The 26660-nt window shown below is 40.0% G+C and carries 24 protein-coding genes and 1 riboswitch; of the genes, 7 read left to right on the forward strand and 17 right to left on the reverse strand.

Annotated elements, in window-relative coordinates; all coding sequences use genetic code 11:
* Positions 1–41 precede the first annotated feature (41 nt).
* The 8 genes from QGM71_RS06555 to menC all read right to left on the reverse strand — a co-directional run bounded on the left by QGM71_RS06555 (position 42) and on the right by menC (position 6890).
* Complete coding sequence (locus tag QGM71_RS06555) at positions 42–866, reverse strand: urease accessory protein UreD (protein WP_327606725.1); 825 nt, start codon at positions 864–866, stop codon at positions 42–44.
* Entirely contained in the window at positions 859–1479 is a 621-nt protein-coding gene (gene ureG / locus QGM71_RS06560) for an urease accessory protein UreG (protein WP_327606726.1), read from the reverse strand. Before ureG ends, QGM71_RS06555 begins: the two co-directional genes overlap by 8 nt.
* 51 nt (positions 1480–1530) lie before the next feature.
* Positions 1531–2217, reverse strand: a complete 687-nt coding sequence (locus QGM71_RS06565; RefSeq protein WP_327606727.1) for an urease accessory protein UreF — start codon at positions 2215–2217, stop codon at positions 1531–1533.
* A complete protein-coding gene (gene ureE / locus QGM71_RS06570) occupies positions 2210–2665 on the reverse strand; it encodes an urease accessory protein UreE (protein WP_327606728.1) in 456 nt (151 codons plus the stop codon). Before ureE ends, QGM71_RS06565 begins: the two co-directional genes overlap by 8 nt.
* Positions 2666–2675: 10 nt before the next feature.
* Positions 2676–4394 carry an urease subunit alpha gene (ureC, locus tag QGM71_RS06575; protein WP_327606729.1) on the reverse strand — a complete coding sequence of 573 codons (1719 nt, stop codon included), beginning with the start codon at positions 4392–4394 and terminating at the stop codon, positions 2676–2678.
* Positions 4391–4714 carry an urease subunit beta gene (locus QGM71_RS06580; RefSeq protein ID WP_327607051.1) on the reverse strand — a complete coding sequence of 108 codons (324 nt, stop codon included), beginning with the start codon at positions 4712–4714 and terminating at the stop codon, positions 4391–4393. The genes ureC and QGM71_RS06580 overlap by 4 nt, the downstream gene beginning before the upstream one ends.
* 47 nt (positions 4715–4761) lie before the next feature.
* Positions 4762–5064: an urease subunit gamma gene (locus tag QGM71_RS06585; RefSeq protein WP_327606730.1), complete on the reverse strand. Its 303-nt coding sequence runs from the start codon at positions 5062–5064 to the stop codon at positions 4762–4764.
* Between the two features lie 722 nt (positions 5065–5786).
* Positions 5787–6890: an o-succinylbenzoate synthase gene (menC, locus tag QGM71_RS06590; protein ID WP_327606731.1), complete on the reverse strand. Its 1104-nt coding sequence runs from the start codon at positions 6888–6890 to the stop codon at positions 5787–5789.
* A 199-nt stretch (positions 6891–7089) separates the two neighbouring features.
* Here menC and QGM71_RS06595 point away from each other — a divergent pair, with 199 nt between their 5' ends.
* A complete protein-coding gene (locus QGM71_RS06595) occupies positions 7090–7929 on the forward strand; it encodes a MurR/RpiR family transcriptional regulator (RefSeq protein ID WP_327606732.1) in 840 nt (279 codons plus the stop codon).
* On the forward strand, positions 7917–9044 hold the full coding sequence (locus QGM71_RS06600) for a M20 peptidase aminoacylase family protein (RefSeq protein WP_327606733.1): 1128 nt from the start codon (positions 7917–7919) through the stop codon (positions 9042–9044). The genes QGM71_RS06595 and QGM71_RS06600 overlap by 13 nt, the downstream gene beginning before the upstream one ends.
* Before the next feature lie 421 nt (positions 9045–9465).
* Here QGM71_RS06600 and QGM71_RS06605 read toward each other — a convergent pair whose 3' ends face one another.
* Positions 9466–11442, reverse strand: a complete 1977-nt coding sequence (locus QGM71_RS06605; protein WP_327606734.1) for a S8 family serine peptidase — start codon at positions 11440–11442, stop codon at positions 9466–9468.
* Between the two features lie 313 nt (positions 11443–11755).
* Between QGM71_RS06605 and upp the strand changes: the two genes are divergently transcribed.
* The 4 genes from upp (at position 11756) to QGM71_RS06625 (ending at position 14669) form a co-directional block, all read left to right on the forward strand.
* Positions 11756–12388 (forward strand): uracil phosphoribosyltransferase, encoded by a 633-nt coding sequence (upp, locus tag QGM71_RS06610; RefSeq protein WP_327606735.1) that lies wholly within the window; start codon positions 11756–11758, stop codon positions 12386–12388.
* 99 nt (positions 12389–12487) lie between these two features.
* Positions 12488–12583, forward strand: a riboswitch (TPP riboswitch).
* Between the two features lie 109 nt (positions 12584–12692).
* On the forward strand, positions 12693–13388 hold the full coding sequence (gene tenA / locus QGM71_RS06615) for a thiaminase II (RefSeq protein WP_327606736.1): 696 nt from the start codon (positions 12693–12695) through the stop codon (positions 13386–13388).
* Positions 13389–13755: 367 nt separating this feature from the next.
* Positions 13756–14241 carry a DoxX family protein gene (locus QGM71_RS06620; protein WP_327606737.1) on the forward strand — a complete coding sequence of 162 codons (486 nt, stop codon included), beginning with the start codon at positions 13756–13758 and terminating at the stop codon, positions 14239–14241.
* Positions 14242–14348: 107 nt separating this feature from the next.
* Entirely contained in the window at positions 14349–14669 is a 321-nt protein-coding gene (locus tag QGM71_RS06625; protein WP_327606738.1) for a cupin domain-containing protein, read from the forward strand.
* A gap of 74 nt (positions 14670–14743) precedes the next feature.
* Here the strand turns inward: QGM71_RS06625 and QGM71_RS06630 are convergent, their stop codons facing one another.
* The 7 genes from QGM71_RS06630 to QGM71_RS06660 form a co-directional block, all read right to left on the reverse strand.
* On the reverse strand, positions 14744–16510 hold the full coding sequence (locus tag QGM71_RS06630; protein WP_327606739.1) for an L-lactate permease: 1767 nt from the start codon (positions 16508–16510) through the stop codon (positions 14744–14746).
* A gap of 141 nt (positions 16511–16651) precedes the next feature.
* Entirely contained in the window at positions 16652–17416 is a 765-nt protein-coding gene (locus QGM71_RS06635) for a fumarylacetoacetate hydrolase family protein (RefSeq protein ID WP_327606740.1), read from the reverse strand.
* 70 nt (positions 17417–17486) lie between these two features.
* Positions 17487–18947, reverse strand: coding sequence for an FAD-linked oxidase C-terminal domain-containing protein (locus QGM71_RS06640; protein WP_327606741.1), 1461 nt, complete (start codon positions 18945–18947; stop codon positions 17487–17489).
* A gap of 20 nt (positions 18948–18967) precedes the next feature.
* Positions 18968–20350 (reverse strand): (Fe-S)-binding protein, encoded by a 1383-nt coding sequence (locus QGM71_RS06645; protein ID WP_327606742.1) that lies wholly within the window; start codon positions 20348–20350, stop codon positions 18968–18970.
* Between the two features lies 1 nt (position 20351).
* Complete coding sequence (locus tag QGM71_RS06650; RefSeq protein ID WP_327606743.1) at positions 20352–21686, reverse strand: FAD-binding oxidoreductase; 1335 nt, start codon at positions 21684–21686, stop codon at positions 20352–20354.
* A gap of 15 nt (positions 21687–21701) precedes the next feature.
* Positions 21702–22412 carry a FadR/GntR family transcriptional regulator gene (locus tag QGM71_RS06655; RefSeq protein WP_327606744.1) on the reverse strand — a complete coding sequence of 237 codons (711 nt, stop codon included), beginning with the start codon at positions 22410–22412 and terminating at the stop codon, positions 21702–21704.
* A gap of 315 nt (positions 22413–22727) precedes the next feature.
* Positions 22728–24905: a malate synthase G gene (locus tag QGM71_RS06660; protein ID WP_327606745.1), complete on the reverse strand. Its 2178-nt coding sequence runs from the start codon at positions 24903–24905 to the stop codon at positions 22728–22730.
* A gap of 156 nt (positions 24906–25061) precedes the next feature.
* On the opposite strand from QGM71_RS06660, the gene QGM71_RS06665 reads away from it, so the two are divergent.
* Complete coding sequence (locus tag QGM71_RS06665; RefSeq protein WP_327606746.1) at positions 25062–25946, forward strand: LysR family transcriptional regulator; 885 nt, start codon at positions 25062–25064, stop codon at positions 25944–25946.
* 10 nt (positions 25947–25956) lie between these two features.
* Here QGM71_RS06665 and QGM71_RS06670 read toward each other — a convergent pair whose 3' ends face one another.
* The gene (locus tag QGM71_RS06670) at positions 25957–26658 is read right to left on the reverse strand and encodes a LutC/YkgG family protein (RefSeq protein ID WP_327606747.1); all 702 of its coding nucleotides are present in this window, start codon (positions 26656–26658) and stop codon (positions 25957–25959) included.
* Positions 26659–26660: the final 2 nt, after the last annotated feature.

Raw genomic sequence — 26660 nt, forward strand, 5'->3', positions numbered from 1 at the left:
ATGCCCGACAATAATCTAGCAGTAATTGTCGGACACCAGCTTTAATATTTCCTTAGAAAACTTGGTTTTGTTTGATACCATTCATCACTTATTACATGGTGGCAGGCAGTAATTATTCGTTCAATGACTTGTGTAGAATCAGCCATTATCCGAACAGTAAACCCGGGAACGGCAAGCATTGATATTCCCGCTTTAAAATCACCTGATTCCGCATCAATTGTTTTATACAATCGATCTAGTAAATCTTTATCGGTTTTTTCACCAACAACGATAAACGACCCTAAATGGGTATAGCCTTCCATAAAGCCTAACCCATTTATACACTGTTTCCCCGGGTTAAGTTTAATGTGGTCGAAAGCAATCAATTCATTGTCCATATAAATCTCGTTCTTTAAATGGAGCATATCGTAACTAAATTGTTTACCCTCAGGGGACCATCCAGGTGTCACTATATCAGAATAAAGAAATGTTGCACCCTTTTCCATGTGCACCACATTTTTTTGATAATACTTTGCACCCTTGTAAGCAATAAGTGCATCTGGTAAATACTCTAAATAACTGTCCTTTTTTAAATAGAATTCAGTTTCTTGGTATGCATGTGTTTTTGGTGTTTTGTAGACTTTGGTTGACGATTGTGTTGTAAGGGTAAGCTGGGCTTTTTCGCTCAGCGATACTTTCATTCGATAGGTGTCGCCATCCAAATATCCCCCACCAGGGTTTAAAATGTAATAACATGGGTAGCTGTAATTGTTATGGTATACGGGACGCATAACTTTAAATGCCCCCTGAAAATATACATTCTTAGCTACTGTTCTTCCTTGACGATTTTCTACGTCAAGCTCAAGAATCCCTGTCCAATTAGACATCTTGCCCTAATCCCGTTAACAATGCATGCTTTTTAATCCAATCAAGGACTTCATCAAGGCCAGAGTTATCCTTTAAGTTTGTAAAAACAAAGGGTTTATTGCCACGAAATATTTTTGTATCTGCTTCCATCACCTCAAGGCTTGCACCAACATATGGTGCTAAATCTGTTTTATTAATAATAAATAAATCAGATTTAATCATTCCTTGCCCACCCTTACGCGGAATTTTTTCACCTTGTGCAACATCAATAATATAGATGGAGAAATCAACAAGTTCCGGGCTGAATGTCGCTGCTAAATTATCTCCGCCACTTTCCACAAAAATTAATTCAACGTCTGGATGCTTCTCTTTCAGTTCATCAATAGCAGAAAAGTTCATTGATGCATCTTCACGTATTGCAGTATGCGGACAACCACCTGTCTCCACTCCAACAATTCTATCCTCAGCTAATATGCCATTTTCTACTAGAAATTTAGCATCTTCTTTTGTATAAATATCATTCGTGATTACTGCCATACTTATTTCTCCATCTAACGCACGGGTAATTTTTTCAACCAACATTGTTTTACCCGCGCCTACAGGTCCACCTACACCTATTTTAATCGGTCCCATTCTTAACACTTCCTTTTATAGATTGTTCAAACAGTCCTTGTTTAAAATTCATTACGAACTAAAAATACGTATATTAACGCGTTCATGTTGCATTTGTGAGAGCTCCAGACCTGGTGAGACGACACCAAATTCCGCTTCGTCTAAATGCATAATTTTATCTGTTGCTTGTTTTAACTCATTTTGAAATGCATAAATAACTTTTTGTCCGGCAGTTTGACCTAAAGGTATCGCGCGGACAGCATTTTGAACAAGACTTGCTATCGTAGAATATAAATAATATAAAATAGTTGTCTCTTTCTGTACTTGCAAATGATGTCCTACCATTGTAAACACAATTGCAGGATGACCAAATGATTGTTTATTGGTTAACCGTTTACGGTATATAGACAACATCGGTATTTCATATATGGACTCAGCAATATTCAACAGACGATCACCCATACGCTGTGTACCCTCACGGGATTCCTGCGCAAGATTTTGTACTGTTAATATCCGGTCCAATTCCCATATCTTTTCTAGTTCATCTTTATCGAGCGCATCGTATACAAGTCTAGCTGCCAAACCGTCAGAATATGCAAGCTGTTCATGTAAATAAACCTTTAGCCACTGTGAAAATGTTTTCTGATCATGAACTGTATCGTTTTGAATATAGGTTTCAAGCCCAAACGAATGACTAAAGGCTCCTGTTGGAAAGTTTGAATCACAAAGTTGAAATAACGACAATGCATTATTAGTCATGACTATGCCCTATATGACGAAAGGCTTGTCTTACTTTGCGGTTCTCCCGTTTAAATGGAATACCTATCTCTTGCAGTAACTCCTCAACTAGATAATCATACTGCACAAGCATATCATCTGCTTCAAACTGTGCAGGAAGATGACGGTTACCGAGCTGATGGGCGATTGTCCCCATCTCGTGCATACTGCGTGGGCTAATAATAATTAAATCATCAGACAGTACATCGATAATAATCATAGTTTCATCATCCATAAAGAGTACATCTCCAGCCTCAAGATCACGGTGCTCATTTAAACGAATACCAAGCTCACGGCCATGGTCTGTTTCTACACGTTGAATACGTTTCATTAAATGGGCACTTTCAAGATAAACTTTTTCTTTATGTCGTTTTTCTAATTCACTAGGTTCTAATTCTTTTACATTCGTTACTATTTTTTCTATAATCATTTTATTCACCTCAAAATAAGAAATAACGCTGTCCCATAGGAACAATATCAACAGGCTCACATGTTATTACTTCTCCATCTATTTTCACTTCGTATGTTTGTGGATCTACCTCTATATCAGGTGTTGCTGTATTTAACTTCATCTCTTTTTTCGTTAGATTACGTATATTACGGACAGGTAGAACCTTTTTTTGCAGTCCAAGCTTTTCCTTAATATTATCATCGTAAGCAGCTTGCGAGACAAACGTAATCGAGCTTTCAAACAAAGCTTTTCCAAGTGTTGCAAACATCGGTCGATATATCATCGGCTGTGGTGTGGGAATTGATGCATTTGCATCTCCCATTAAACTTTGCACAACTAAACCATTCTTAAGAATCATTTCTGGTTTTGCACCAAAGAATTTTGGATCCCAAAGAACAAGGTCAGCCATCTTGCCAACTTCAATAGAACCGACATATTCGGCTATCCCATGTGTAATGGCAGGGTTAATCGTGTATTTAGCAACGTAACGTTTCGCACGATTGTTATCCGCGTGCTTACTATCCCCTTCCATCGTCCCTAATTGTTTTTTCATTTTGTCCGCTGTCTGCCAAGTTCTTAGTACAACTTCTCCGATGCGCCCCATTGCTTGTGCATCTGAACTTGTCATACTAAATACGCCCATATCCTGTAAAACATCCTCTGCTGCAATCGACTCACTACGAATCCGTGAATCAGCAAATGCGATATCTTCTGGTACCGAAGGATTTAAATTATGAGCAACCATTACCATATCAAGATGTTCATCAACTGTGTTTATTGTGTATGGTAATGTTGGGTTGGTTGAGGCCGGTAAAACATTCATCATACCTGCAGATTTAATTAAATCTGGCGCATGTCCCCCACCGGCACCTTCTGTATGGTACATATGAATAACACGATCTTTTATTGCCTTCATTGTATCTTCAAAAAAGCCACCTTCATTTAATGTATCAGCGTGAAGCGCGATTTGGACATCATATTTATCAGCAACGCTTAGCGCATGATCTATTGCAGAAGGGGTTGCCCCCCAGTCCTCATGGATCTTCAAGCCAATAGCACCCGCAAGAATTTGTTCAGCTAAAGGGGCCTCAGCGGCTGCATGGCCTTTTCCTGTTAGACCTACGTTAATTGGAAGCCCTTCTAATGCCCTAAGCATGTTATGAATATGCCATTTCCCAGGTGTCGCAGTTGTCGCCCTTGACCCTGCAGCAGGACCAGTACCGCCTCCGATTAACGTTGTCAATCCACCAGTAAGTGCAACATCTACTTGAGCAGGATTAATAAAATGTACATGTGCATCGATGCCACCCGCAGTGATGATCTTACCTTCTCCGGAAATAATTTCAGTAGAAGCACCAATAATAATATCTACATTATCCTGAACTAGCGGGTTTCCACTTTTACCAATCCCGGAAATATTACCCTCACGGATAGCAAGATCTGCTTTATAAATTCCAGTATAATCAAGAATAATGACATTGGTTATAACCGTATCTGGAACGCGTTCATCATCTTCACGTGCTATTAATGGATGTTGCCCCATGCCATCACGGATGACCTTCCCACCACCAAATACGACCTCTTCACCATATGTCGTAAAGTCTTTTTCAATTTGTATAAACAAATTTGTATCTGCTAAGCGAACAGAATCACCAGTTGTCGGTCCATACATTTGCGCATATTGCTCTCTCGACATTTTAAAACTCATTTTGCATCCCTGCCTTCTAATGGTCCATCTACTTTATTACTAAATCCATAAACTTTGCGTTCACCAGCATAATCAATCAGTTGAACTTTCTTTTTATCGCCTGGCTCAAATCGAACAGCCGCACCAGCTGGAATATTTAACCGTTTGCCATACGCTTCTTTTCTCTTAAAATTCAATGCTTCGTTTACTTCATAAAAGTGAAAATGCGAACCAATTTGTATGGGTCTATCGCCAGTATTAGTAACCAATACATCTGTATTAACTGCGTTTTCATTGCACTTAATTTCTTCGTCTTTTAAAATAAATTCGCCCGGAAACATTGGCAATCAATCTCCTTCCATATTTTATTGCGCTTTTTATCTAAACATTATCGGATAGGATTGTGTACTGTAACCAACTTCGTACCATCTGGAAATGTAGCCTCTACTTGAATATCTTCTATCATTTCCGGAATACCATCCATGACATCGTTACGGGAAAGTATCTGCGCACCATACTGCATTAATTCTGCAACTGTTTTTCCATCTCTTGCACCTTCTATTACTTCATATGTAATAAGTGCCATTGCCTCAGGATGATTTAGTTTAAGCCCTCGTTCTCTACGTCTTCTTGCAACATCTGCAGCAACTACAATTAACAGCTTATCGATTTCACGTGGTAATAATTGCATATTTTGACCTCCTAAAAAATAAAAGCTACTATCCCTGAGTTTCCCCTAAATCTTACTTATTTATAAGAAGGGATAAACACCACTACAAAAAACATAGTAAATAAATCATACTACGATTATCGACCATTACTATTTTTGTTTGTGAATGTTTTAACAAACTAGTATATAATTAAATACTTAAAAAAATGCATACTAAAAAAAGGTATTCTAAAATTAATTTGTTTTGGTTTTGCATAAGCAATTTGATAGTCAATATTGTTATTCATTTTCAAACATAGTTGAAAGAGACAGTGGGTCTCCTGAATAACAGAAAGGGAGAGGGTAGTCTATTTTTCTATTTCGTAGAACAACGAGCGAAAAATAGTTTGAGAATTGTTTTTTATTGTCGATAATCTAGTAGATTTTGTACTGCTACCTATTCTACATATTCTTTTCGGAAAATCAAGTTATTTACGGTAATTTTCTACTGAAGCAGAATTTTTTCTTGTTTTCCCCAATGATTTTACATTATTATGATTGAAATTGTCCATCGGCCATTTTAATTGACTCCACATTCCAATATATCGAGCTAACATATTTCCTTAAACTGCGATAAACTGGAAGTAACAGGAACTGTTGAAAAAACTGTTAGAACCAACCTCAAACGATACGTAGCAAATTGGCTCTAACATCCACCTTAAATCTAATATACTATTCGACAAAAACCGGGAAGTGACAGGCACCTAGAATACCTTTTTTTCCACCGTGTTTTTCTCGACTTCTTCTCTATCAACTTCATAACCTATACCGGCGTTGTCGTTTAGGGTTATTATGCCATTTTCTGCTACTACTTCGGGCTTGATGATATCTTTTTCCCAGTACCTGGATGAGGATGCGGTGTCACCTGGAAGCAGGAAATTTGCCAGGGATGCAATGGCAATATTATGCGCACGGCCAACTCCTGATTCCAGCATGCCGCCACACCATAATGGAATTCCGGCTTCTTTACAAAGATCATGTATTTTTTTCGCTTGTGTCAATCCTCCAACACGTCCAACCTTCATATTAATTATCTTGCCACTACCCAATTCAATCGCCTGGCGCGCATCTTCATAAGAATGAATACTTTCGTCTAGACATACAGGTGTTTTAATTTGTTTTTGCAATTTCGCATGATCGATTAAATCTCCAGCAGTCAGCGGCTGCTCGATCATCATGAGGTCGAACGCATCCATCGCCTTTAATGTTTCCATATCATCCAGTGTATACGCAGAGTTCGCATCAACCATTAAGGGGATATCCGGATAATGTTTTCGTACCTCGCGCAGGACTTTCAAATCTTTACCGGGCTTGATTTTTATCTTAATTCGTTTATAGCCCTCTTCTGTCTTTTTCTGAATGGCTGCCAACAAATCACCTATATTATCTTCTATCCCTAAACTGATTCCTACCTCAACCGTCGATTTACTACCACCCAATACTTTGGATAGCGATTTGCCTTCTGTTTTTGCGTACAGATCCCAGATAGCTCCTTCTAATGCTGATTTAGCCATATTATTTCGTTTATATACATTGAAACCTTCCTGTATTTCATCTGGATGCCCGATTTCCTTATTGATAACCATGGGGATAAGGAAATTTTCAAGCATGAACCAGCTTTGTTGGGTAAACTCTTCACTGTACAGGGGGCGTTCCGTCGCACAGCCCTCTCCCCAGCCTGAAAGCCCATCCTCACTTTTTGCTTCAACTAATATAAATTCACGATCTTGTTCCGTACCAAAACTTGTTGTAAAAGGATTTTTCATTTTCATTTGCATTTTATATAAAATAACCTCATTAACTTTCATCGCTCTAACAGCTCCTTTTTTAAATTGGACCAAACTATGTATCTGATATTTTTTTCTGAACTAAAACGGTGTCACTCTGTTCTATATCTCCAGGGAGACCTAAAGTTATCAAAAAATTTACAACTTGCATTCGATTATAATAAAGGATATAATTTATTGCAAGATAAAATATTGTAAATACTTTAAAAGGGTGAGAAAAGTGACCCCAAATTATATAAATAAAACGGAATATTATTTTCCAACATTGACAAAGGGGTTAAAGAAGGTAGCGAACTCCCTACTCTCCGACCCAATGATATTTGCCACCCATCCTGCCAAAAAGGTTGGCGAAATAATAGGTGTCAGTGAGACAATGGTTATACGACTCTGCCATTCGATCGGTTATACAGGATACAGTACCCTGCAAAAAGAAGTAAGAACGTATTTGTTGGAGTTGAACAATGAGTCTTTTGAGGTAGCAGCAGATCAGATAGAAGCCACGAATCGATATGCACTGAGTATGCAGAAGGATATCAGCAACTTAAAAAATAATATAGATAAATTGGATGTTGATCAGTTAAACGAATTTGTAGAAACTATTATCAACAGCGAAAAAGTAGTAATAGCTGGATACTATCATTCCTTTACATTCGCACATTGGTTTAGTTTTAATTTAAACTACATACTGAGGAATTCGTCATTGTATCGGCCAGAAACAGATGCTGGATTACTGGATTTACTACCCGAAAAATCATGCATTGTCGTGTTTTCCTTCTATCGGTACGCACTGGACACCATCAGGCTTGCTGAAGAAGCAAAGGAGAAAGGTATAAAGGTGTTAACAATTACTGACTCCCGTGTCGCTCCTGTCACCGAGGTTGCTGATATAATAATTCCAATTACTATTTCTCCAAACAACCTCCTCAGTAAAGGACCTGTGACGTTATCATTTATCAATTCAATTTTATTTGAAATTATTCAACGAGTAGAAGAGCGTGGAGTAATACATTCCACCTTTAAATATTTTATAGAGGATGGCGAAGATAAATGGAAAAGCTAGAACAACAGGTGAAAGACACATTTCATTACTTGCATAATCATGCTGAAATCAGCTGGGAAGAGACAGAAACAACAAAGTATATTGAAACCATACTACAGGAGAACGGATGCAGTGTTACAACCTTTGACGATTGTACCGGAGTCATCGGAGAATATGGAAATTTTGAAGCCGACCTTCCCGTTGTAGCCGTTCGTGCAGATATGGACGCACTTTGGCAGGAAGTGAATGGTAAGTTTCAGCCTAATCATTCCTGTGGTCATGATGCCCATATGTCCATGGTACTTGGCTTATTACGGAAATTAAAAGAACATCCTGAACTCAAAGAAAAAATAGCATTGAAACTGATTTTTCAGCCCGCAGAGGAAGTGGGTGCAGGGGCATTGAAGATGATCGAAAAAAATGTTATTGATAATGTAGATTATCTATTTGGAGCACATCTGCGCCCAAATCAGGAAACAGTGATGGGTCGGGCAACACCGGTCATTGTACATGGTGCTACTCAAATGTATCGTGTTGAAATCAAAGGACAGGATGCTCATGGAGCGCGCCCTCATTTAAATACGAATGCCATCGAGGTAGCAGCTCAAATTGTAGATGCATTAAGTAAAATCCATCTTGATCCACGTGTGCCGCATTCCGTTAAGATGACGAACATTCAGGCTGGGGGGAAAAGCTCAAACATTATCCCGGGAAGCGCTACATTCTCTATAGATATGCGGGCGCAGAACAATGAAATGATGACGGAATTGGTTACCAAGGTGAAAGATATTTTTGAAGCCATGAAAAACTTATACGAAGTTGAATTAGCCATAATAGATACGGAAAATATCCCAGCGGCAAAAACAAATCCGGAAGCAACCCTGCTTATGGAAAAAGCTATTGCAAGCACACTTGGAAAAGAAAATGTGGATGCACCACTTGTAACACCAGGTGGAGATGACTTTCACTTTTATACCATTAAAAAGCCCGAGCTGAAAGCAACCATGTTAGGTCTCGGTTGTGATTTAACACCTGGTCTGCATCACCCAGACATGACTTTCAATGACGCTGCATTGATGAATGGAGTAAATATATTATTTGAAGCAGTAAAAGGTGTTTATGGAATAGAAGATTAGTATATAGAAACGGATCCTGGCCAACTGTTGCCTGGATCCGTTCTTAAATTCATAAGGCTAATCATCTAAAAAATATAGTCCTCTCTTTTCCAGATAGGCCAAAATTTCCACTCATTCTCTTTTGTTTAAATTACCTGGTTTTTTAAAAAACGCTTATATGAATAGTATCGGGTCTAAAGGTCATCTGATGACTATGTATACTTCATTTGATAGTTATGTAGTCTTCTATAAGTGATAATTTTATATTGCTTTAATATGAAGTTATATCCTAAAAAGTACAGGTAGAATGAGAGTCTGGTTCAAGTACATTGCTACATGCCCCTCTGCTTTTTGAATGGTGTATCCATATATTAAATCTGACTAACAAGGCTTTCCGGAAAAAAGTGCCTCATTCACTATAATGTGAACGAGGCACCTTCTATTAAAACAAACCGGCAATCCAATCAACTACACTCACAAACACCTTACCTATAAAAGCAAAGAACTTCATGATGAGATTCTTGTCATCATCTGTTTTATCCTCATCTTCTGATGTATTGTTGGACTCATTGCCATTCTTTTTTTCTGAAGATTCATTGGCTTCACCCGTCCCAACAGATTCATAGGTTTCATTACCAGGTATTTCTTCATCTTCCTTTGTATACCTTTCATTAGAAGAGCTAAGTGAAGATTCTTCTATTGGTTGTTTGGGTGTTATTTTATTCTTTGGCTCTGATTCCTTTACTTCTTTTACTTGATCCTCATTTACTTTGCTCGGGAATGACACCTGCATTTCTTTTTCCGTATCTTTTTCAGAATCGTTTTCATCCGATTGTTCTTGAGATGGTGTCCTCTCTGGTTTTTCTTTTACCTGTTTATTAGGTTCTTTTTCCGATTCAGCTATTTTCTCTTTTTCTGCTACAGGATTCTCATCCTTTATTTCTTTATCTTGTTCCGTCTTCTTTTCTGAGATAACGATATCTTGATCAACAGAAGCTGATTCAGCCTTTTCTGTTTTCACTGTTTGTACCGTACCTTCAGATTGATTTCCATAACGATCTTCCGTATGAATTGAAAAAGTATACGCTGTGTCAGCATCCAATCCAGTATACGTGTATGTGGACGTTTCTGTACTATCGATAGTTATCAAATAACCGTCATCCAGATATAAATTCACCTTTTGGAGATCCTCGTCTTCAGGGTTTGTCCATCTAATTGAAATTGAATCCACAGCAGTTTCCACCTGGATATCTGATACTTCGCCAGGCGGTATAAAATCTGTTTTATAATTAATATAACCGTGACCATATAAAGGATCTCTTCCTGGCTCACCTAAATCCTGTGTATAGTTAATTAGTTCATACCTAAGCTCCGCAGCAGACATGTCGGGGTATTTTTGCTTTAATAAAGCTAACATTCCAGCCACATGAGGAGAAGCTTGAGAGGTACCACTGGAAATTCCATACGATTCATCCAAGTAGGTACTAATGATATTTACACCAGGTGCAGAGAACTCTACCTCTTGACCCGTCGAAGAAAATGGGGTGATTTGCAGCCGGGCATCTACAGCAGAAACCCCAATAACACTTTCATATTTGGCTGGATAAATAACAGATTCAGCCACTCCTTCATTTCCACTTGCACCAACTATTAATATACCGGACTCGTACGCTTTATCCATTATTTCCTTTAGAGTTTTGCTATTATAGTCTGTACCTAATGAAAGATTGATAATATCCATTTCATTATCGATTGACCATTCGATTGCTTCAACAAGATTTCCAAGTGTACCATCACCATTATTGTCCAGCGCCTTTACAGCGAAAAGATTTGCTTCTGGTGCTACCCCAACTACTCCAAATCCATTAAGCTGGGCCCCCAGGATACCTGCCACATGTGTCCCATGGCCGTTATCGTCCGCCCATTCTTTCGTATAATCAACTACTGAAGTCCCACCGGAAATTGCTAGATCTGAGTGTGAAGAAATACCCGTATCTATGATTGCTATATTAACCCCACTTCCAGTAAAGCCATCCTCCCAAGCAAATGTACTGCCGATTAATTGGACATTCCATTCTTCCGTTTCTGTTAATTCCCTTGATTCAGAGATTTCCTCTATATATTGAGTATGATTTGATAATGTAACGGAAACATTATTTTCTATGTACGCAACATTGTCGTTTTGTTCCAATTCAGGCAAATTGTTTTGATCTATAGTTACAGCTATTGCTGATAAATTACTAAACTGATAGTCTACTTCACTGCTTTTTTCAATAATCAACGCTTTACCACGTTCATTTTCATAACCAATAATTACTTCAATCTCATTACTGCTCATTCCGTGAATGCTTACAGGATGGTATGAAATGATAAGTAGTGCAGACAACAGCAAAAAGACGGTGCGATATAACTTTGACAATTCTCTAACCCCCTTTATATCTATACTATTACTAGATTTTAACAGTTTGGTGATAGTTTGTCTGTACTTTCTGCTAAAATTTGCTGCTATTTGTCAGACTTGATTTTTCCTTCTCAAAATAGATGGCTCACTCTATAACTTATATAAAACCAACTTTGATAACTGTTACGTATAATCTCTTTTTTTCAAACTCATATATTATATTGAGTGATTTGAATAATTTATGGGACGAAAAAGAAACATTTCGAGATTCTTGTCATTTTAAATTTTCTACTGTACTATTTAATTTAATGTTACAAAGGAGGTTATTATAATGGTCAAAAAAGTGCATGTCCTGGACCACCCATTAATTCAACATAAATTAACCATTATTCGAGATAAAAATACCGGACCAAAGGAATTCCGTGAGTTAGTAGATGAGATATCTACTTTAATGGCCTATGAACTGACCCGAAATCTGGCGCTGCAAGTAGTAACAATTGAAACACCAATTAAAAAAATGAATGCAAAGAAATTATCTGGCAAGAAAATTGGAATTGTACCAATCATGCGCGCAGGATTGGGCATGGTTAATGGTATTACAAGAATGATCCCGGTCGCTAAAGTAGGCCATATAGGTTTATACCGCGACCCTGAAACATTAAAAGCAATTGAATACTACGTTAAACTGCCAACAGACATACAAGGACGGGAGCTAATCGTCGTTGATCCAATGCTGGCAACTGGCGGTTCCGCCTCAGCAGCTATCCAGGCGTTGAAAGACAGAGGTGCAGTAAATATTAAATTCTTATGTCTTATTGCCGTACAAGAGGGAATCGATGCGATACATAAAGACCATCCGGAAGTAGACATATTCACCGCATCCATAGATCAGGGATTAAATGACAAAAGCTATATCATCCCCGGCTTTGGCGATGCAGGCGACCGCCTGTTTGGCACAAAATAATTAAAAAGGGCAGCTAACTGGCTGTCCTTTTTGTTATGTCTGCAACAATAGTTGACTTTAGTTTTACATGTGATAGGCTGAATATATAATTTCATAAATCGTTTCCGCTAGGGGAGCCTTGTTTAAGGCTGAGACTTATGACCCTTAGAACCTGATCTGGTTAGCACCAGCGGAGGGAAGTGGAAAGTCACTTAACTATTCAACCAATCTGTCCTTTTTAAGGGATAGTTTCATAGGGATTCCTTTAAGTGCTTCTCTTTCCTCCTCTATCAGTCGGAAACAAACTAAGAGGAGGAATTTTTGTATGCTATTTACAGAAACATTAAGAGAGGCTACAAGAAACAGCTGGGAACAAAGCCTAAATCATCCTTTTGTTACAGGTATTGCAAATGGAGATTTACCATTGGAAACTTTTAAGTATTATATTTTACAGGATATCTACTATTTAAATCATTTTGGAAAGGTACATGCGTTGGCGGCTGCACAGGCCGATGACTTCCGGATCACTGCTATGCTTGCTGATAAAGCAAAACATACTGCAGAGGCAGAACTAACTGTTCATAAAGAACATGCAGCTATCCTGAATATTACAGATAAAGAACTGAATCAGTTTAAACCAGCGCCGACAGCATATGCTTATACTTCTCATTTATACCGTGCGGCCCTATCAGGCAGCCTCGGTCAGACAATTGCTGCACTGCTTCCTTGCTATTGGCTCTATGCCGATATTGGAAAGACCTATCAGAACGTAAAACCATCTGAAGCAATCTATCAAAATTGGATTAACACCTACGCCAGTGAATGGTTCCATGCATCCACCCAGGATCAGATCGACTTGCTGAATCGAATAGCTGAAGATGCGAATGAAAAAGAGAAAGAAAAAATGAAAGAACAGTTCGTAATTGCTAAAGAGTATGAGCTTGCGTTCTGGGAGATGGCCTACACGAAAGAAGTTTGGATGTCAGAACGAAAAAATAGTTCTTCAGCTTCTAAAAAATAAATTGTGAAATCTGGCGCTGTACCGAGCAAAGCTTGGTGCAGCGTTTTTATGTGCACAGTTTTCACTATGTCAATTTTATTTATTACTCGCCCCTCCCTAAGTAATTTCTACGTTTAATCCAGCAAACCATTCGTCAAAATATATCCATACCAGAAAGTGGCTGCTATTAACACTATTGGCATGCTGTTAATGTCAGATTTCTGTCATAACTTTGTTACTATATTGCGAATAATGTAGTATACCAATTCTGTATTTTTAGTATCATGGTATGATTTAACTGTGCTACATACACCTTTACAGCTCATTGTGAATTATTACACAATGAATCAAACAACAAATAAGAAACATAGTTAAGGAGCTGGTTTACATGATTATGAATTTTATCAGAAGCAATAAAGCAGTTGCTGGTATTTTGGCTCTATTAAGAATATATATTGGGTTTAGATGGATGACAGCTGGATTTGGAAAGTTGACCAGTGGGGGATTTGATGCGGGTGGATTTATCAAGGTAGCAACCGAGAGTTCGGCGGTGCCCGGCTGGTGGGCAGTATTTTTGGAAACTGTAGCATTACCCTACCAGGGATTCTTTTCAATTATGGTTACGTGGGGTGAATTATTAGTGGGTATCGCCCTTATTCTGGGCATTTTCACCAACTTTGCAGCTCTCATGGGGATCACCATGAACCTCTCCTTCCTATTCAGCGGGTCTGGCATAATTGACGCGCAAATGGCAACAATGTCTGTATTTCTTGTGATAGCTGGAAATAATGCTGGAAGGTATGGCTTAGACAGATGGATCCTGCCGTATTTAAAACATGTTATTATAAGAACAGGGAAAATGAAAAGTTACTAATCGTTTAGCAGAGCAGATTTACACTAGTTTGTAATACGTACTTCTTTAATATAGGATTGAAATTATATAGTACAATCCCAATAGTTAGCCATAAAAGGAGGATACCTTTGGAAAAGAAATCAATCATATCAGCACAAACATTTGATGAAAATAAGTTTACGAAAACAAACGTATTTAAGAATGAAACCAGCACTCTGTTCGTTTTGAACTTTTTACCGAAGCAGCAGCTGCCCGCACATTATCATCCTGGACATGAATTATATCTGCATGTACTGCAGGGAAATGGAACATTTACGATTGATGAAATTGCCGTCGAAGTAACTAAAGATGATGTTATTCATGTTACCGGTGATGAAAATTTAGCTTTTACGAACACAGGTGAAAACAACGTCTCTATTTATGTCACCATGAGCAAGTTACCTAAATAATATATAAGGAACAAAAACACATGAGAAAAGTTTTCTCATGTGTTTTTTTATGAAAGTTGCACTAAATAATTATCTTATGCGATGTTGCGTTTCTGTTGAATCGCATTCAACCGTCTATTATTCGTTGCGATAATATAAATAACAATTCCCCAAATGATCACGGCGATAATGGATCCGATGTTGAAGATACCTTTGTCGGCAGTCCACATAATGGAATAACCGATCGAACCGATCAACAGAGCATAATAGAAGAACGGAAGAAGCGTTTTACGAATAACATGCCCTTCTTTTCCTACTAGGCCAACCACTGCTGATGCTGCGACAACGTTATGCACACAGATCATATTTCCAGCTGCACCACCAACTGCCTGGAGTGCAACCATCCATGTTGCGTCCCCGCCAATTCGCTCACCTACGCCAAACTGGAAGAGCGAGAACATCATATTACTAACAGTATTACTACCAGCTACAAATGCGCCGAGTCCTCCGACAAACGTTGCAAAGATCGGATACACAGACCCTGCAAGACCTGCAACACCTTCTGCCAGAGCAAGTGGCATTTCCGGATACCCTGCAGCCCCGCCACCTGAGTTAAGAAACACCTGTACCATTGGAACAGTAAAGACAAGTGCCGAACCTGCAAGAATCATCGTTTTACCCGAATCCTTCCAAGCACGAGCAAACTCCTGCCCTTTCATTCCATGCATATAGTACGTAAATACGGCCACGACGATAAAAATAAATCCTGGAGAGAATAGAATTTGCCAACTGGACGATATTTCTGTCCCAAAAATATTTGGTAACGATAGTGTGACAGATTTAAGCCAATCTCCAACTACAGTTAACCTTGAAACTAGTAATAGGACAGCAATTAAAACGTATGGAGCCCATGCACGCCACATACTTATTTTACCTGCATAAATATCACTATGTTTCAGCTCAACACGCCCAGTCCATGTTGGATCCCAGCGGTCTTTTGCTTCGAAGTCCCAAATGTCATCTTCTTTTGGCATAAGAAATCCACGTTTAGCCGCAGGAATAACGATAGCCAACCCTATTAAGCCACCAATCATTGCAGGAAACTCAGGTCCTAATAAATTAGCAACGATAACATATGGTATTGTCATCGCTAAAGAAGCAAAAATGGCGAACTTCCACACCTGTAAGCCCTCACTGAATGATTTGTTTTTCCCAAAAAACCGGGTTAATATGCCGACTAAAAATAATGGGATTAACAGACCCGCAATGGCATGGAGCAGGGCCACCTTACCAGCGACACCAAATACAAATGCAGAAACATCTGTAATTTGGGCAAGTGGCTCAATACCAGTACCCACCCCAACTATCATCGGTGTTCCGACTGCACCAAATGATACTGGTGTACTTTGAATAACCATGCCAGATACTACGGCGGCCATCGCCGGGAATCCCAGCCCAACCAATAATGGTACTGCAACTGCTGCAGGTGTACCAAACCCTGCTGAACCTTCAATAAATGAACCGAAAAGCCAAGCGATGATAATTACTTGAATACGGCGGTCTGGTGTAATGTCGGTAAAACCGCGACGAATGGTGTGAAGACCCCCACTTTCTTGCAGTGTGTTCAATAGTAAAATCGCACCGAAAATAATGAATAAAAGCGTAACAGCTACGATCAGACCATGAACAGAAGCAGCAGCAACCTGTGGAAATGCTACATCCCAAACGAATAGTGCCAGTAGAACAGCAACGATGTAGGAAAGCGGCATTGCTTTACTTGCTGGCCATTTAAGACCGACTAGAAAAACGGCAACAACGATAATCGGTAATAAGGCCAGTACAGCTAATGTTCCATTTCCCAATTCAATTCCCCCTTAAAAGGTTTTATTATATTAAATAACAATATTTGTTCCTTATTTCATGACAAACACGATCATGAAAAAGATAATATTGTTATATAACGTACATTCGCTGGCTTTTCCATTCCTTTATTGTGATTCAGATTATCCCTGTTTTACAACATTGCGCAGTTCACCAATTCCGGCAATTTCACAGCTGATTTCATCCCCATCTTTCATCATTTCTGCCCCTAACGGACTACCAGTAAGAATTACATCACCTGCTTCCAATGTCATGACACTGGATAAGTAAGCAATCATCTTCTTCATGGAAACGATCATTAAAGCGGTTCCACTGTCCTGCTTCTTGTTACCATTTAAGTATGCTTCCACCCTGATCTTGTCAGGATCAAGTTCTGTTTCGATATAGGGACCAAGTGGTGTGAATGTGTTGAATGACTTTCCAACCATCCAATGCCCAGCCTCATGAAAGAATTGCGGTGCGGTTACATCATTGGCTATGGTATAGCCAAAAATATGATCGGCCACCTCTTCTTCAGATATATTGCTTGTACGTTTGCCAATTACAACCGCCAGCTCGGATTCGAATTTCACTTCGTCAATTTTAGCTGGGATAACAATTGGTTTCCCGCTCCCAATAACGGACGATAGTGGCTTATAGAAAAACACCGGGATCTCAGGCAGCTCAGAAGGTAAGTCTTCTATTTTTCCGACATAGTTGGCACCAATACCAATAACATGTCGTGCTGTAAGCGGCGCCAAAAGTTCAAGCTCTTCTGGGTTATGTATTAAATCTGTATGTTTCCAATCCGAGAATATGTCCCCCTTAATTTGTTGGATCCCATTGTCTGTTACGACTCCTTGCAAAATTTCTGTTTCATTTTGTTTTGTAAATCTAGCGAATTTCATTGTGTCATTCCTCCGTTTCCATCTGTTGAGGTGAGCATTCAACCCACCTCTTTCTTGTAAAACTAGTAAACTAGTGTACTTCTGCTTTCTTTAATTCCTGTTTCACTTCAGCACAACGGCCAGGCTCCGGGAATAGTTTTCCTGGATTTAATAGATCGTCTGGATTAAACACAGCACGTATATCCGTTTGTGCTGCCATTTCTTCGTCACTGAATATAAAACGCATTTCAGCTGATTTTTCAATTCCGACACCGTGTTCACCAGTAATCGAACCGCCAACATCAGCGCAGGCTTTCAGACATTCGGAACCCGCTTTAGAAGCACGTTCACTTTCACCTGGAATACTTGCATCGAATAATATGAGTGGATGCAGATTGCCATCGCCTGCATGGAAAATATTCGCGATACGAAGCTCATATTTTTTACTAATTTCAGTAATTTTTGTAAGAACTTCAGGCAAGCGTGTTCTCGGAATAACACCATCCTGAACAAGGTAGTCAGGAGAAATTGCCCCCATTGCTCCAAAGCCCATTTTGCGGTTTGCCCACCAAAGACCTCGCTCTGCTTCATCTTTTGCTACTTTTACTTCACGAACATTATTTTTCTTACATACAGCAAGGATCTCATTAATTTGATCTTCAATTCCAGCAGCGATTCCATCTACTTCAATAAGCAGGAATGCTGCAATGTCTCTTGGATGCCCAACTGGATAAGCAGCTGATTCCACACCTTCAATGGCGATAGAATCCATCATTTCAAGTGCTGCTGGAATAATCCCTGCTGCAATAATCTCTGAAACTGCCTGGCTGGCATCATCAATATCATCATAATAAGCCAGAACCGTTTTCTTCCCCTCAGGGTTTTTCAACACTTTTACAGTAATTTTGGTCACAATCCCAAGCGTTCCTTCTGAGCCTGTCAATAGTCCGAGCAAATCATATCCCGGACGATCAGGAACCCCTTCTGAACCAAGATCTACAATTTCACCACTAGGCAGTACAATTTCAAGGCCTAAGATATGATTTGTCGTAACACCATATTTCAAACAGTGAGCGCCACCTGAATTCTCAGCAACATTACCACCAATGGTAAATGCATATTGGCTTGATGGGTCAGGCGCGTAATAGTAGCCCTTATCTGAAATGGATTGGGTGAGCTTCAGGTTGATATAACCAGGTTCGACCACTGCTTTTCTATTTTCCAAATCCAGATGAAGCATCTTCTTCATCCGAACCAGACTGATCAGCACCTCTCCTCCCAATGGAGTTGCTCCTCCACTCAGACCAGTACCAGCACCTCGTGCAATATATGGAATTTCTTCGTTGTTTAAACATTTCACAACATCGGAAACCTGTTTTGTATTTTTCACAAAAACAACGGCTTTTGGCATCCCCTTTGACATCGTATAGCCATCACATTCATAAGAAATGAGGTCTTCCTTTAAATAAAGAACTGCACTTTCACCAACAATATCCATTAATTGTTGAACAACAGCATCCGGTTTTTGTCTTTGTCGCTTTTTCCCAAACATACCTTTCACCTCCTTTTCAATTATGATTCTACCCGTTTGCTTGCTTCCGCTTTATCTTTCTCATAAGCCCAATCCAGCAGTTGAACGGTATGGACAACCTTCTCACTTCTGCCATGTTTTTTAACACCCATCGCGATCTGGAGCATACAACCAGGATTTCCCATCGAAATCATCTCGATATTCTCAGGCACGTCATCCATTTTACGATCAAGGAGTGCCCCTGCCATCTCAGGATGTGTAAGATTATAGATTCCCGCACTGCCACAGCATCTGTCGGCATCTGGCAACTCGACCATTTCCACGCCTGGGATTTCGTTTAATAGCTGACGAGGTTCAAAGCGTATACCTTGACCGTGCGCCAGATGACAAGCATCATGATAGGTTATTTTGGTTTTCATTTCTGCTTTTGGACGTTTAAAATCAGTGTCATACAAGAACTTGGATACATCTTCAACTTTTTCCGAAAATTCTTCTGCTAAAGGCAGCATCTCGGGGTCATTTCTGAACAGTTCATGATATTCCTGTAACGCACTTCCGCAGCCAGCTGCATTTACAAGTACTTTATCGTAATCTTTAAAAGCCTCCATATTTTGTTTTGCCAGCTTCTTTGCTGTGTCTCGTTCGCCAGCATGAATATGAAGCGCACCACAGCATCCCTGGCTTTTCGGCATGCCAACCTCAAATCCGTTATGTGTCAACACACGAATTGTCGCTTCGTTAACGTCACTGAACATGACATCCATGACACAGCCAGTTAAGATTCCTACTCGTTGTCTGGTCTCCCCTTCAGCTGGAACAATTTCCGGATACCTGCCCAGCACCGGTTTTCCCACTTTCGGAAGAACGGACTCCATATCTTTCAAATGCGCTGGCATCACATGAAGCATCCCTGTTTTCCTTGCAACAGTTTGGATCCCGCTCTTTTGGTAAAACCGCATCAACCCACCAAGCATATTCAAACGATTCTGATGTGGAAAAACACCTTTTAATGCTGTCTTGCTGAGCATTCCGGTAAAACCTGTTAAAGGCATCGCCTGGCGAATTTGACCTCGAGCTTCTTCAATCAACCCCCCCACTTGGACGTCTGCCGGACATGCCGTTTCACAAGCACGACAATCAAGACAATCAAAGACGGGTTTGGAAAAAGCTTCATTCACATCAATTTTCCCTTCAGCAACAGCTTTGATTAAATAAACACGCCCTCTTGGTGAATGTTGTTCTTCACCTGTTTCCTGATACGTCGGACAAGCTTCCAGACACATGCCACAGTGAACACAGTCTGCCCATTTATTTTCATTGGGAAGATCATCCCAAAGAAAGTTTCCTAATGTCTTCGTTTGACATGCAGCTCCGTTTTTTGCAGTATCAACCAAATTTGCTAATCCCTTCTCGTGCACACTCATCTTATATACCTCCTACAAAACGGTGGCGGTTTAGGATTTCCTTTGGGTCATTTGTTCGTTTAATACCTTCCAGCAGCGCAAAATACCCTGGCTCCTCACCCCAAACCCCTACCGTTTCCCTTAATAGAAATGGTAAATGTGTACAAACGACATATCCGTGTCTTTCTTCGACGTTTGTTCGTAGTGCTCTAATGTATGAAACTATATTTTCAGAAAAACCCTTTACATATACCCGTGAAATGCCATGGCCCAAGCCACCGTGCGCTTCGATTGAGATAGAGTGTATCTCCGCAAGTTCCTCAGCCAGCTCCAGGTTAACGAGGACATCTAAATTATTACTCCCTATTTTCAAGGCAGCTTGGGTAGTTGCATCGTTTGGTTCATCATTGTAGCCATTAGGTCCAACATGACGGAATTTTTTCCACCACTGCCTTGCTTCTTCTTCATGCAGTACAATATGTTCCACACCTGCTGGTAAATGTTCCATCACCCATTTTTCCTGTTCCAGAACGGCATTCTCCCTGTCTTCAAATGCAATTGCCAGTGTATAGTGAGGTTTACCCGTCATTTTTTCAGCGATCGTAGGGGATAAAATTTCCAGCGAGACCGGCTCCATCATCGAATCAAGAATAAGCACGGAGAAATCCCGTATTGCCTGTTCATTGCCAGCAGGAAACTGCAGTAGAGACAACCCCTCATATTTCGGGAGCGGACGCAATTTAATCGTAATTTCACTAATCACACCAAGTGTTCCCATCGAACCGATAAAGAGCTTATTCATGTCATAACCCGCCACGTTTTTTACTACTTTACCGCCTGTGCGAATAACTCTTCCATCTGAGTAAACGATCCTGGTACCGATAACCAAGTCTCTCGCAGACCCGTAGAGCAGTCTTTTTGCCCCACTGTCATTTGCTGCGACAATACCGCCGATTGTTGCCAGCTCTGGCCAGGAAGTATCCAGTGCAATTCGCTGTCCTGTTTTAGTTAATTCATCTGTAATTTCCTTTAATGTGGTTCCTGGTTTTACCGTCAACGTCAGGTCACCAACCGAATGCTCGACAATTCCTTTGTAGTTCGCAAGCGATAATAAAATATCCGCCTGTTCCATTACGCCGCCGTAGCCCCGCTTTGTCCCACCTGACACAACATTTACCGTTTTATTATGTTCGTTTGCATATGCCAGCACTCTCGAAATATCTTCTTCTGAGTGGGCTTCCACTATCTGTACCCCTCCGTTACCTAGCGGATGACCTTGATCCTCATTCTGTTTGATTTGCTCTTTCGGTAAAATTCCTTTGATTGGTAAAACCCCTTCTGTACCTGAAGAAATCATGTTGCTGTTCCCCCTTCATTCATTACTTGAATCTTGCAGGTGACTATTAAGTAACTCTTCTACATATGTAAGGTGACTTAGCATTGCTTTTCGCGCGCTTATTGGATCATTTGCTTTTATAGCCTCATAGATTGCAATATGCTGACCTGCAATATCGGCTGATAATTTCTTATCTGATAAAATCAACCGATGGCAATCCATTATTCCTTTCTTCATGGTATCTGAAACCGCTTTCATTAAATCAGTTAAAATATCGTTAGCACATGCTTCTGCTATCGTCTGATGAAATAGATAATCCGCTTCCCATGCCTCTACCGTTTCAGCCCTTGATAATTCACCCAACGCCAGGTTCATCCTTTCAAGCTGATCTGCTGTTGCGTTTTGAGCAGCCACTTCAACAACGCCTGCTTCTACTATTTTTCGGACTTGATAAAGTTCACTTATATCCCTTTTGCTTAAAAGCATCAAATCAGGAAAAAGGTGCGAGGTGTTCCTATGACAAACAAAAGTACCTTCACCATGCTTTACGACAACCAGCCCTTTACCTTTCAGCGTTGTTAACGCATCACGCACGGCAGAGCGTCCGACTTCAAACATGTCACATAGTTCTCTAACAGATGGCAGTTTCTCCTCTGGCATTACTTTTTCAGTACGAATCCAGTCTTCTATTTGTTCAACAACAATCTCAGAAACTTTTTTTGTCGAGATCTTCTCAGCCCGGAGCACTTGAATACCACCTTTCATTTTTTACGAACATGGTTCAGTTATCAGATATCTGATAACTTTTTCTATAGTAAACCACTGTAATTTAACAAAGTCAAGGCTGTTTTCTAAAAAATCCAAATATTTATGCAATACTACGTTAACTAACAAAACTCGACAAATTATTAATGCGATGCCGAGTTGTGGAGCCACAGCCGGGACGCAGCATCACTAACTCGGGACACAGCAACACCAACTCAGGAGACAGCAACCCGGCCACCCCACATCACCAAACAGCACAAATAGAGGGGACCTAACCTGCTAGCCCCCTCCTCTATATTAACTTTTAACTGGATACTTCTCTTTTGCTTCCAGACGGCGACGGTGAAGAATCGGTTCAGTATAGCCACTTGGTTGCTCTTTACCTTTGAAAACAAGGTCGCATGCTGCCTGGAAAGCTATTGAGTCATTGAAACTTGGTGCCATTGGGCGATATAATGCATCTCCTGCATTTTGTTCGTCCACAATTTTTGCCATGCGTTTCAGTGTATCCAACGTTTGTTCTTCAGTACAAATACCATGATGCAGCCAGTTGGCCATCATTTGGCTGGAAATACGTAATGTTGCCCGGTCTTCCATCAGCGCTACGTTGTTGATGTCGGGAACTTTGGAACAGCCGACACCCTGCTCAACCCATCGAACAACATACCCAAGCAAGGTCTGTGCACTATTATCAAGCTCTTCTTGAATTTGCTCAGCAGACCAGTTTATATTTTTTACAACAGGAATTTGTAAAATATCGTCACGGTAATTCTGTACTTCTTCTTGCAATTCTGTTTGCACTTTGCGCACGTCAATTTCATGGTAATGAAGCGCATGCAATGTTGCCGCTGTTGGTGATGGAACCCAGGCTGTGTTTCCACCTGCTTTTAAGTGACCTGTCTTTTGCTCCAGCATATCAGCCATTAAATCCGGCATTGCCCACATCCCTTTGCCAATTTGCGCTTTGCCCTGCAAACCAGCATCCAGTCCAATACGGACATTATTCTTCTCATAGCTATTCAGCCAGGTTGACGATTTCATTTCACCTTTTCGGATCATTGGACCTGCTTCCATTGAGGTATGAATCTCATCGCCTGTACGATCCAGGAAACCTGTATTAATGAAAACAATTCGCTCTTTTACTTCGTTAATACAATTTTTCAAGTTCAAGCTGGTGCGGCGTTCTTCATCCATTACGCCAATTTTAAGTGTGTTGCGCTTCATCTCAAGCATATCTTCTACACGATTAAATAGCTCATTTGCGAAAGCCACTTCTTTGGAACCGTGCATCTTCGGCTTAACAATATACACAGAACCCTTCGAAGAATTTTGGTATGGGCCATTGCCTAAGAGACCGTGCTTAGCCATCAAACTTGTAAACACACCGTCCATAATTCCTTCAGGTACTTCGTGCCCGTTTTCATCCAGTATTGCGTTGTTTGTCATTAAGTGACCAACATTTCGGATGAACATCAGCACACGACCAGATAGAGTAACTTCCTCACCTTTCGGCCCTGTGTAGCTTCGATCAGGATTTAATGTACGCGTTACTTCTTTGTCGCCTTTGGTAAATACAGACGTAAGGTCGCCTCTATTCAGTCCAAGCCAATTGCGGTATACAAGCGTTTTATCTTCGGCATCCACAGCTGCAACGGAATCTTCGCAGTCCATTATGGTTGAGGTTGCGGACTCTAAGAACACATCCTTAACCCCAGCTTCATCTGTTTTTCCGATCGGATGATTGCGGTCAATTTGAATTTCAAAATGCAACCCGTTATTTTTAAATAAAACAGCAATAGGTTCAGCTGCAGAACCCTGATAACCAGCAAATTTAGCAGTATCTTTAAGTTCTGTTGTCTCCCCGTTCTTAAGTCTTACTTCTAATTTTCCGCTGACAATGGAATAATCTGTTGCATCTTGGTGTGAGGATGTCTGAAGTGGTATGTTTTGATCAAGGAATTTTTTAGCAAAAGCGATTACTTTTTCACCACGAACTGGGTTGTATCCACCTTGCTTCTCAGCTCCGCCTTCTTCACTGATTGCATCAGTTCCGTATAGTGCATCATAAAGTGAACCCCAACGTGCGTTGGCAGCATTTATTGCATAGCGTGCATTATCAATAGGCACAACAAGCTGTGGTCCTGCTTGAAGAGTGATGACATCATCAACATTCTCCGTCGTTATATTAAAATCCTCTACTGGAGATTCCAGGTACCCGATTTCTTCCAAAAATGCTGTGTATTTATCACTATCAAACATTTCATTTACTTTATGCCATTCATCGATCTGTTTTTGAAGTACTTCACGCTCAGCTAATAACGCCTTGTTTTTCGGAGCCAAATCAGAGACTAGCTTATCTAAGTCTTTCCAAAATGTTTCCCTTTCAAGACCCGTATCAGGCAGTGCTTCCAGATTTACAAAATCATAAAGCTCTCTTGCAACTTGAAGATTGCCTGTTTTCACATAAACTCCCATTCCTTATTCCTCCCTTTCCTTACTATATCTCCTATTCTAATGGGAACAGGCCAGAAACAAAAATACATGTTTTGCATGAACGTTATTCCTTTTGGCTATACCGTAATGTATACTGGGGATACAATTAGTTATTTTGATAGTGAAGGGGGAGCAAACTTGGATATCAGGCAAGTAGAATATTTTGCAGAGGTTGCGAGACAGCTTAGTTTCACGAGAGCCGCTGCTGTTCTTCATATCTCACAGCCTTCCTTAAGCAAGACAATTAAAAAACTGGAGACTGAACTGGGGGCACCACTTTTTTATAGAGGAGCTAAACAATTAGAACTGACAGATGCGGGACAAGCTTTCTTAGTTAACGCGAAAACTGTACTTGACGCTTTTGAAAATTTAACATCTGAACTGAATGATGTCATTGATTTAAAAAAAGGGGAAATCAAAATTGGGATTCCCCCGATTATAGGTGCCGCGTTTTTTTCTAAATTAATAAGCAATTTCAAAGAAGCTTACCCCTCCATTAATATGATTCTAAATGAAGTTGGCAGCAATAAAATTAAGCACGGTGTAAGTGAGGGCGAGCTTGATATTGGTTTAATCTGTAATTTGCCTATTCAAAAAGAAAACTTTAATACAATTAAACTATTAAAAGATCCATTAATGCTTATTGTGCATAAAGACAGTCCACTGGCGCAAAGAGAAGAAATCGATTTTCCACGTATTGAAAAAGAGCCTTTTATTATGTATCGGAATGACTTCTCTCTCCATGACAGAATTATAGAAGCATGCGAAAGTCATGGATATTATCCGAATGTCGTCTGTGAGAGTTCGCAAAAGGATTTTATGATTGAAATGGTTGAAGCAAAATTAGGGATTGCCTTATTACCAAGTAAAATCTGCGTCAAAATAAACAATGATAAAATTAAAGCCATTCCTTTTACCAGGTCTGTCGTCAATCTGGAATTAGGGATGATCTGGAAAAAGGACAAATACGTACCACATGCTGTACGCGAATTTATTGCAATGTCCGAGTCATTCAGTATTTAGATTGCAATTTTCAGCGATCGGTTACTAATACATACACTGCCTTAACCGGTCCATGTACTCCAACAACGATATCCATTTCAATATCAGCACTATTGCTTGGGCCGGATATGAAATTAACACAGGTTGGAATTTCCTTACCAGCCTCTACACGTTTATGAATCTCGTGAGTAGCCTGCGTCATTCGGGGGACAATGGTAGATTTCGGGACAATAGCAATATACGTAATCGGCAACAGACTAACGGAACGAGCAATATCATTATCATTGAATTGAACAATCGTACCGGATTCCGCCAAACTCGTATCGCTGAAAAATACGCCTATGTCCGCATGTTTAGCTTTCTCAATATTTTCTTTCCCGACTGACGTATCCCATATACGGGTCTCGGATTTATCAAATACGGAAGTAAGTCCATACGCTGAAAATCTACTATCCTTTGTAGTAACAATGGATCCACCACCGTATGTCTCGATAATCCTTTCTAACGTTTCAGAAAGCTCCGATTGATCGGTTTCATACACATCAACATTTCTTTCTTTACTGTTTTTCAGAAAAGCTGCCATTAGTCCGTCGATGGATTCATTTTTGTAAACCTCCCATTGGGGCTGGTGTTTCCAAGTTGGCAGGGAGACATCTCCTTTGCGTTCACGTCCAAGTTTGTCAGCGATTTTATTTAAAAAAAGGTCTTTATTATAAATTGTGCCTTTGGCCATTG

It is taken from the genome of Virgibacillus tibetensis (assembly GCF_036026595.1).
Lineage (GTDB): Bacteria > Bacillota > Bacilli > Bacillales > Amphibacillaceae > Virgibacillus_P > Virgibacillus_P tibetensis.

Excerpts from the sequence above, each read along its gene's own strand:
- QGM71_RS06555 (WP_327606725.1), bottom strand. The coding sequence starts at position 866 with ATGTCTAATTGGACAGGGATTCTTGAGCTTGACGTAGAAAATCGTCAA.
- ureG (WP_327606726.1), bottom strand. The coding sequence starts at position 1,479 with ATGGGACCGATTAAAATAGGTGTAGGTGGACCTGTAGGCGCGGGTAAA.
- QGM71_RS06585 (WP_327606730.1), bottom strand. The coding sequence starts at position 5,064 with ATGCAATTATTACCACGTGAAATCGATAAGCTGTTAATTGTAGTTGCT.
- upp (WP_327606735.1), top strand. The coding sequence starts at position 11,756 with ATGGTCAAAAAAGTGCATGTCCTGGACCACCCATTAATTCAACATAAA.
- tenA (WP_327606736.1), top strand. The coding sequence starts at position 12,693 with ATGCTATTTACAGAAACATTAAGAGAGGCTACAAGAAACAGCTGGGAA.
- QGM71_RS06645 (WP_327606742.1), bottom strand. The coding sequence starts at position 20,350 with ATGAGTGTGCACGAGAAGGGATTAGCAAATTTGGTTGATACTGCAAAA.
- ureE (WP_327606728.1), bottom strand. The coding sequence starts at position 2,665 with ATGATTATAGAAAAAATAGTAACGAATGTAAAAGAATTAGAACCTAGT.
- menC (WP_327606731.1), bottom strand. The coding sequence starts at position 6,890 with ATGAAAGTTAATGAGGTTATTTTATATAAAATGCAAATGAAAATGAAA.
- QGM71_RS06565 (WP_327606727.1), bottom strand. The coding sequence starts at position 2,217 with ATGACTAATAATGCATTGTCGTTATTTCAACTTTGTGATTCAAACTTT.
- QGM71_RS06650 (WP_327606743.1), bottom strand. The coding sequence starts at position 21,686 with ATGATTTCTTCAGGTACAGAAGGGGTTTTACCAATCAAAGGAATTTTA.
- QGM71_RS06640 (WP_327606741.1), bottom strand. The coding sequence starts at position 18,947 with ATGTTTGGGAAAAAGCGACAAAGACAAAAACCGGATGCTGTTGTTCAA.
- QGM71_RS06660 (WP_327606745.1), bottom strand. The coding sequence starts at position 24,905 with ATGGGAGTTTATGTGAAAACAGGCAATCTTCAAGTTGCAAGAGAGCTT.
- ureC (WP_327606729.1), bottom strand. The coding sequence starts at position 4,394 with ATGAGTTTTAAAATGTCGAGAGAGCAATATGCGCAAATGTATGGACCG.
- QGM71_RS06635 (WP_327606740.1), bottom strand. The coding sequence starts at position 17,416 with ATGAAATTCGCTAGATTTACAAAACAAAATGAAACAGAAATTTTGCAA.
- QGM71_RS06600 (WP_327606733.1), top strand. The coding sequence starts at position 7,917 with ATGGAAAAGCTAGAACAACAGGTGAAAGACACATTTCATTACTTGCAT.
- QGM71_RS06620 (WP_327606737.1), top strand. The coding sequence starts at position 13,756 with ATGATTATGAATTTTATCAGAAGCAATAAAGCAGTTGCTGGTATTTTG.
- QGM71_RS06580 (WP_327607051.1), bottom strand. The coding sequence starts at position 4,714 with ATGTTTCCGGGCGAATTTATTTTAAAAGACGAAGAAATTAAGTGCAAT.
- QGM71_RS06670 (WP_327606747.1), bottom strand. The coding sequence starts at position 26,658 with ATGGCCAAAGGCACAATTTATAATAAAGACCTTTTTTTAAATAAAATC.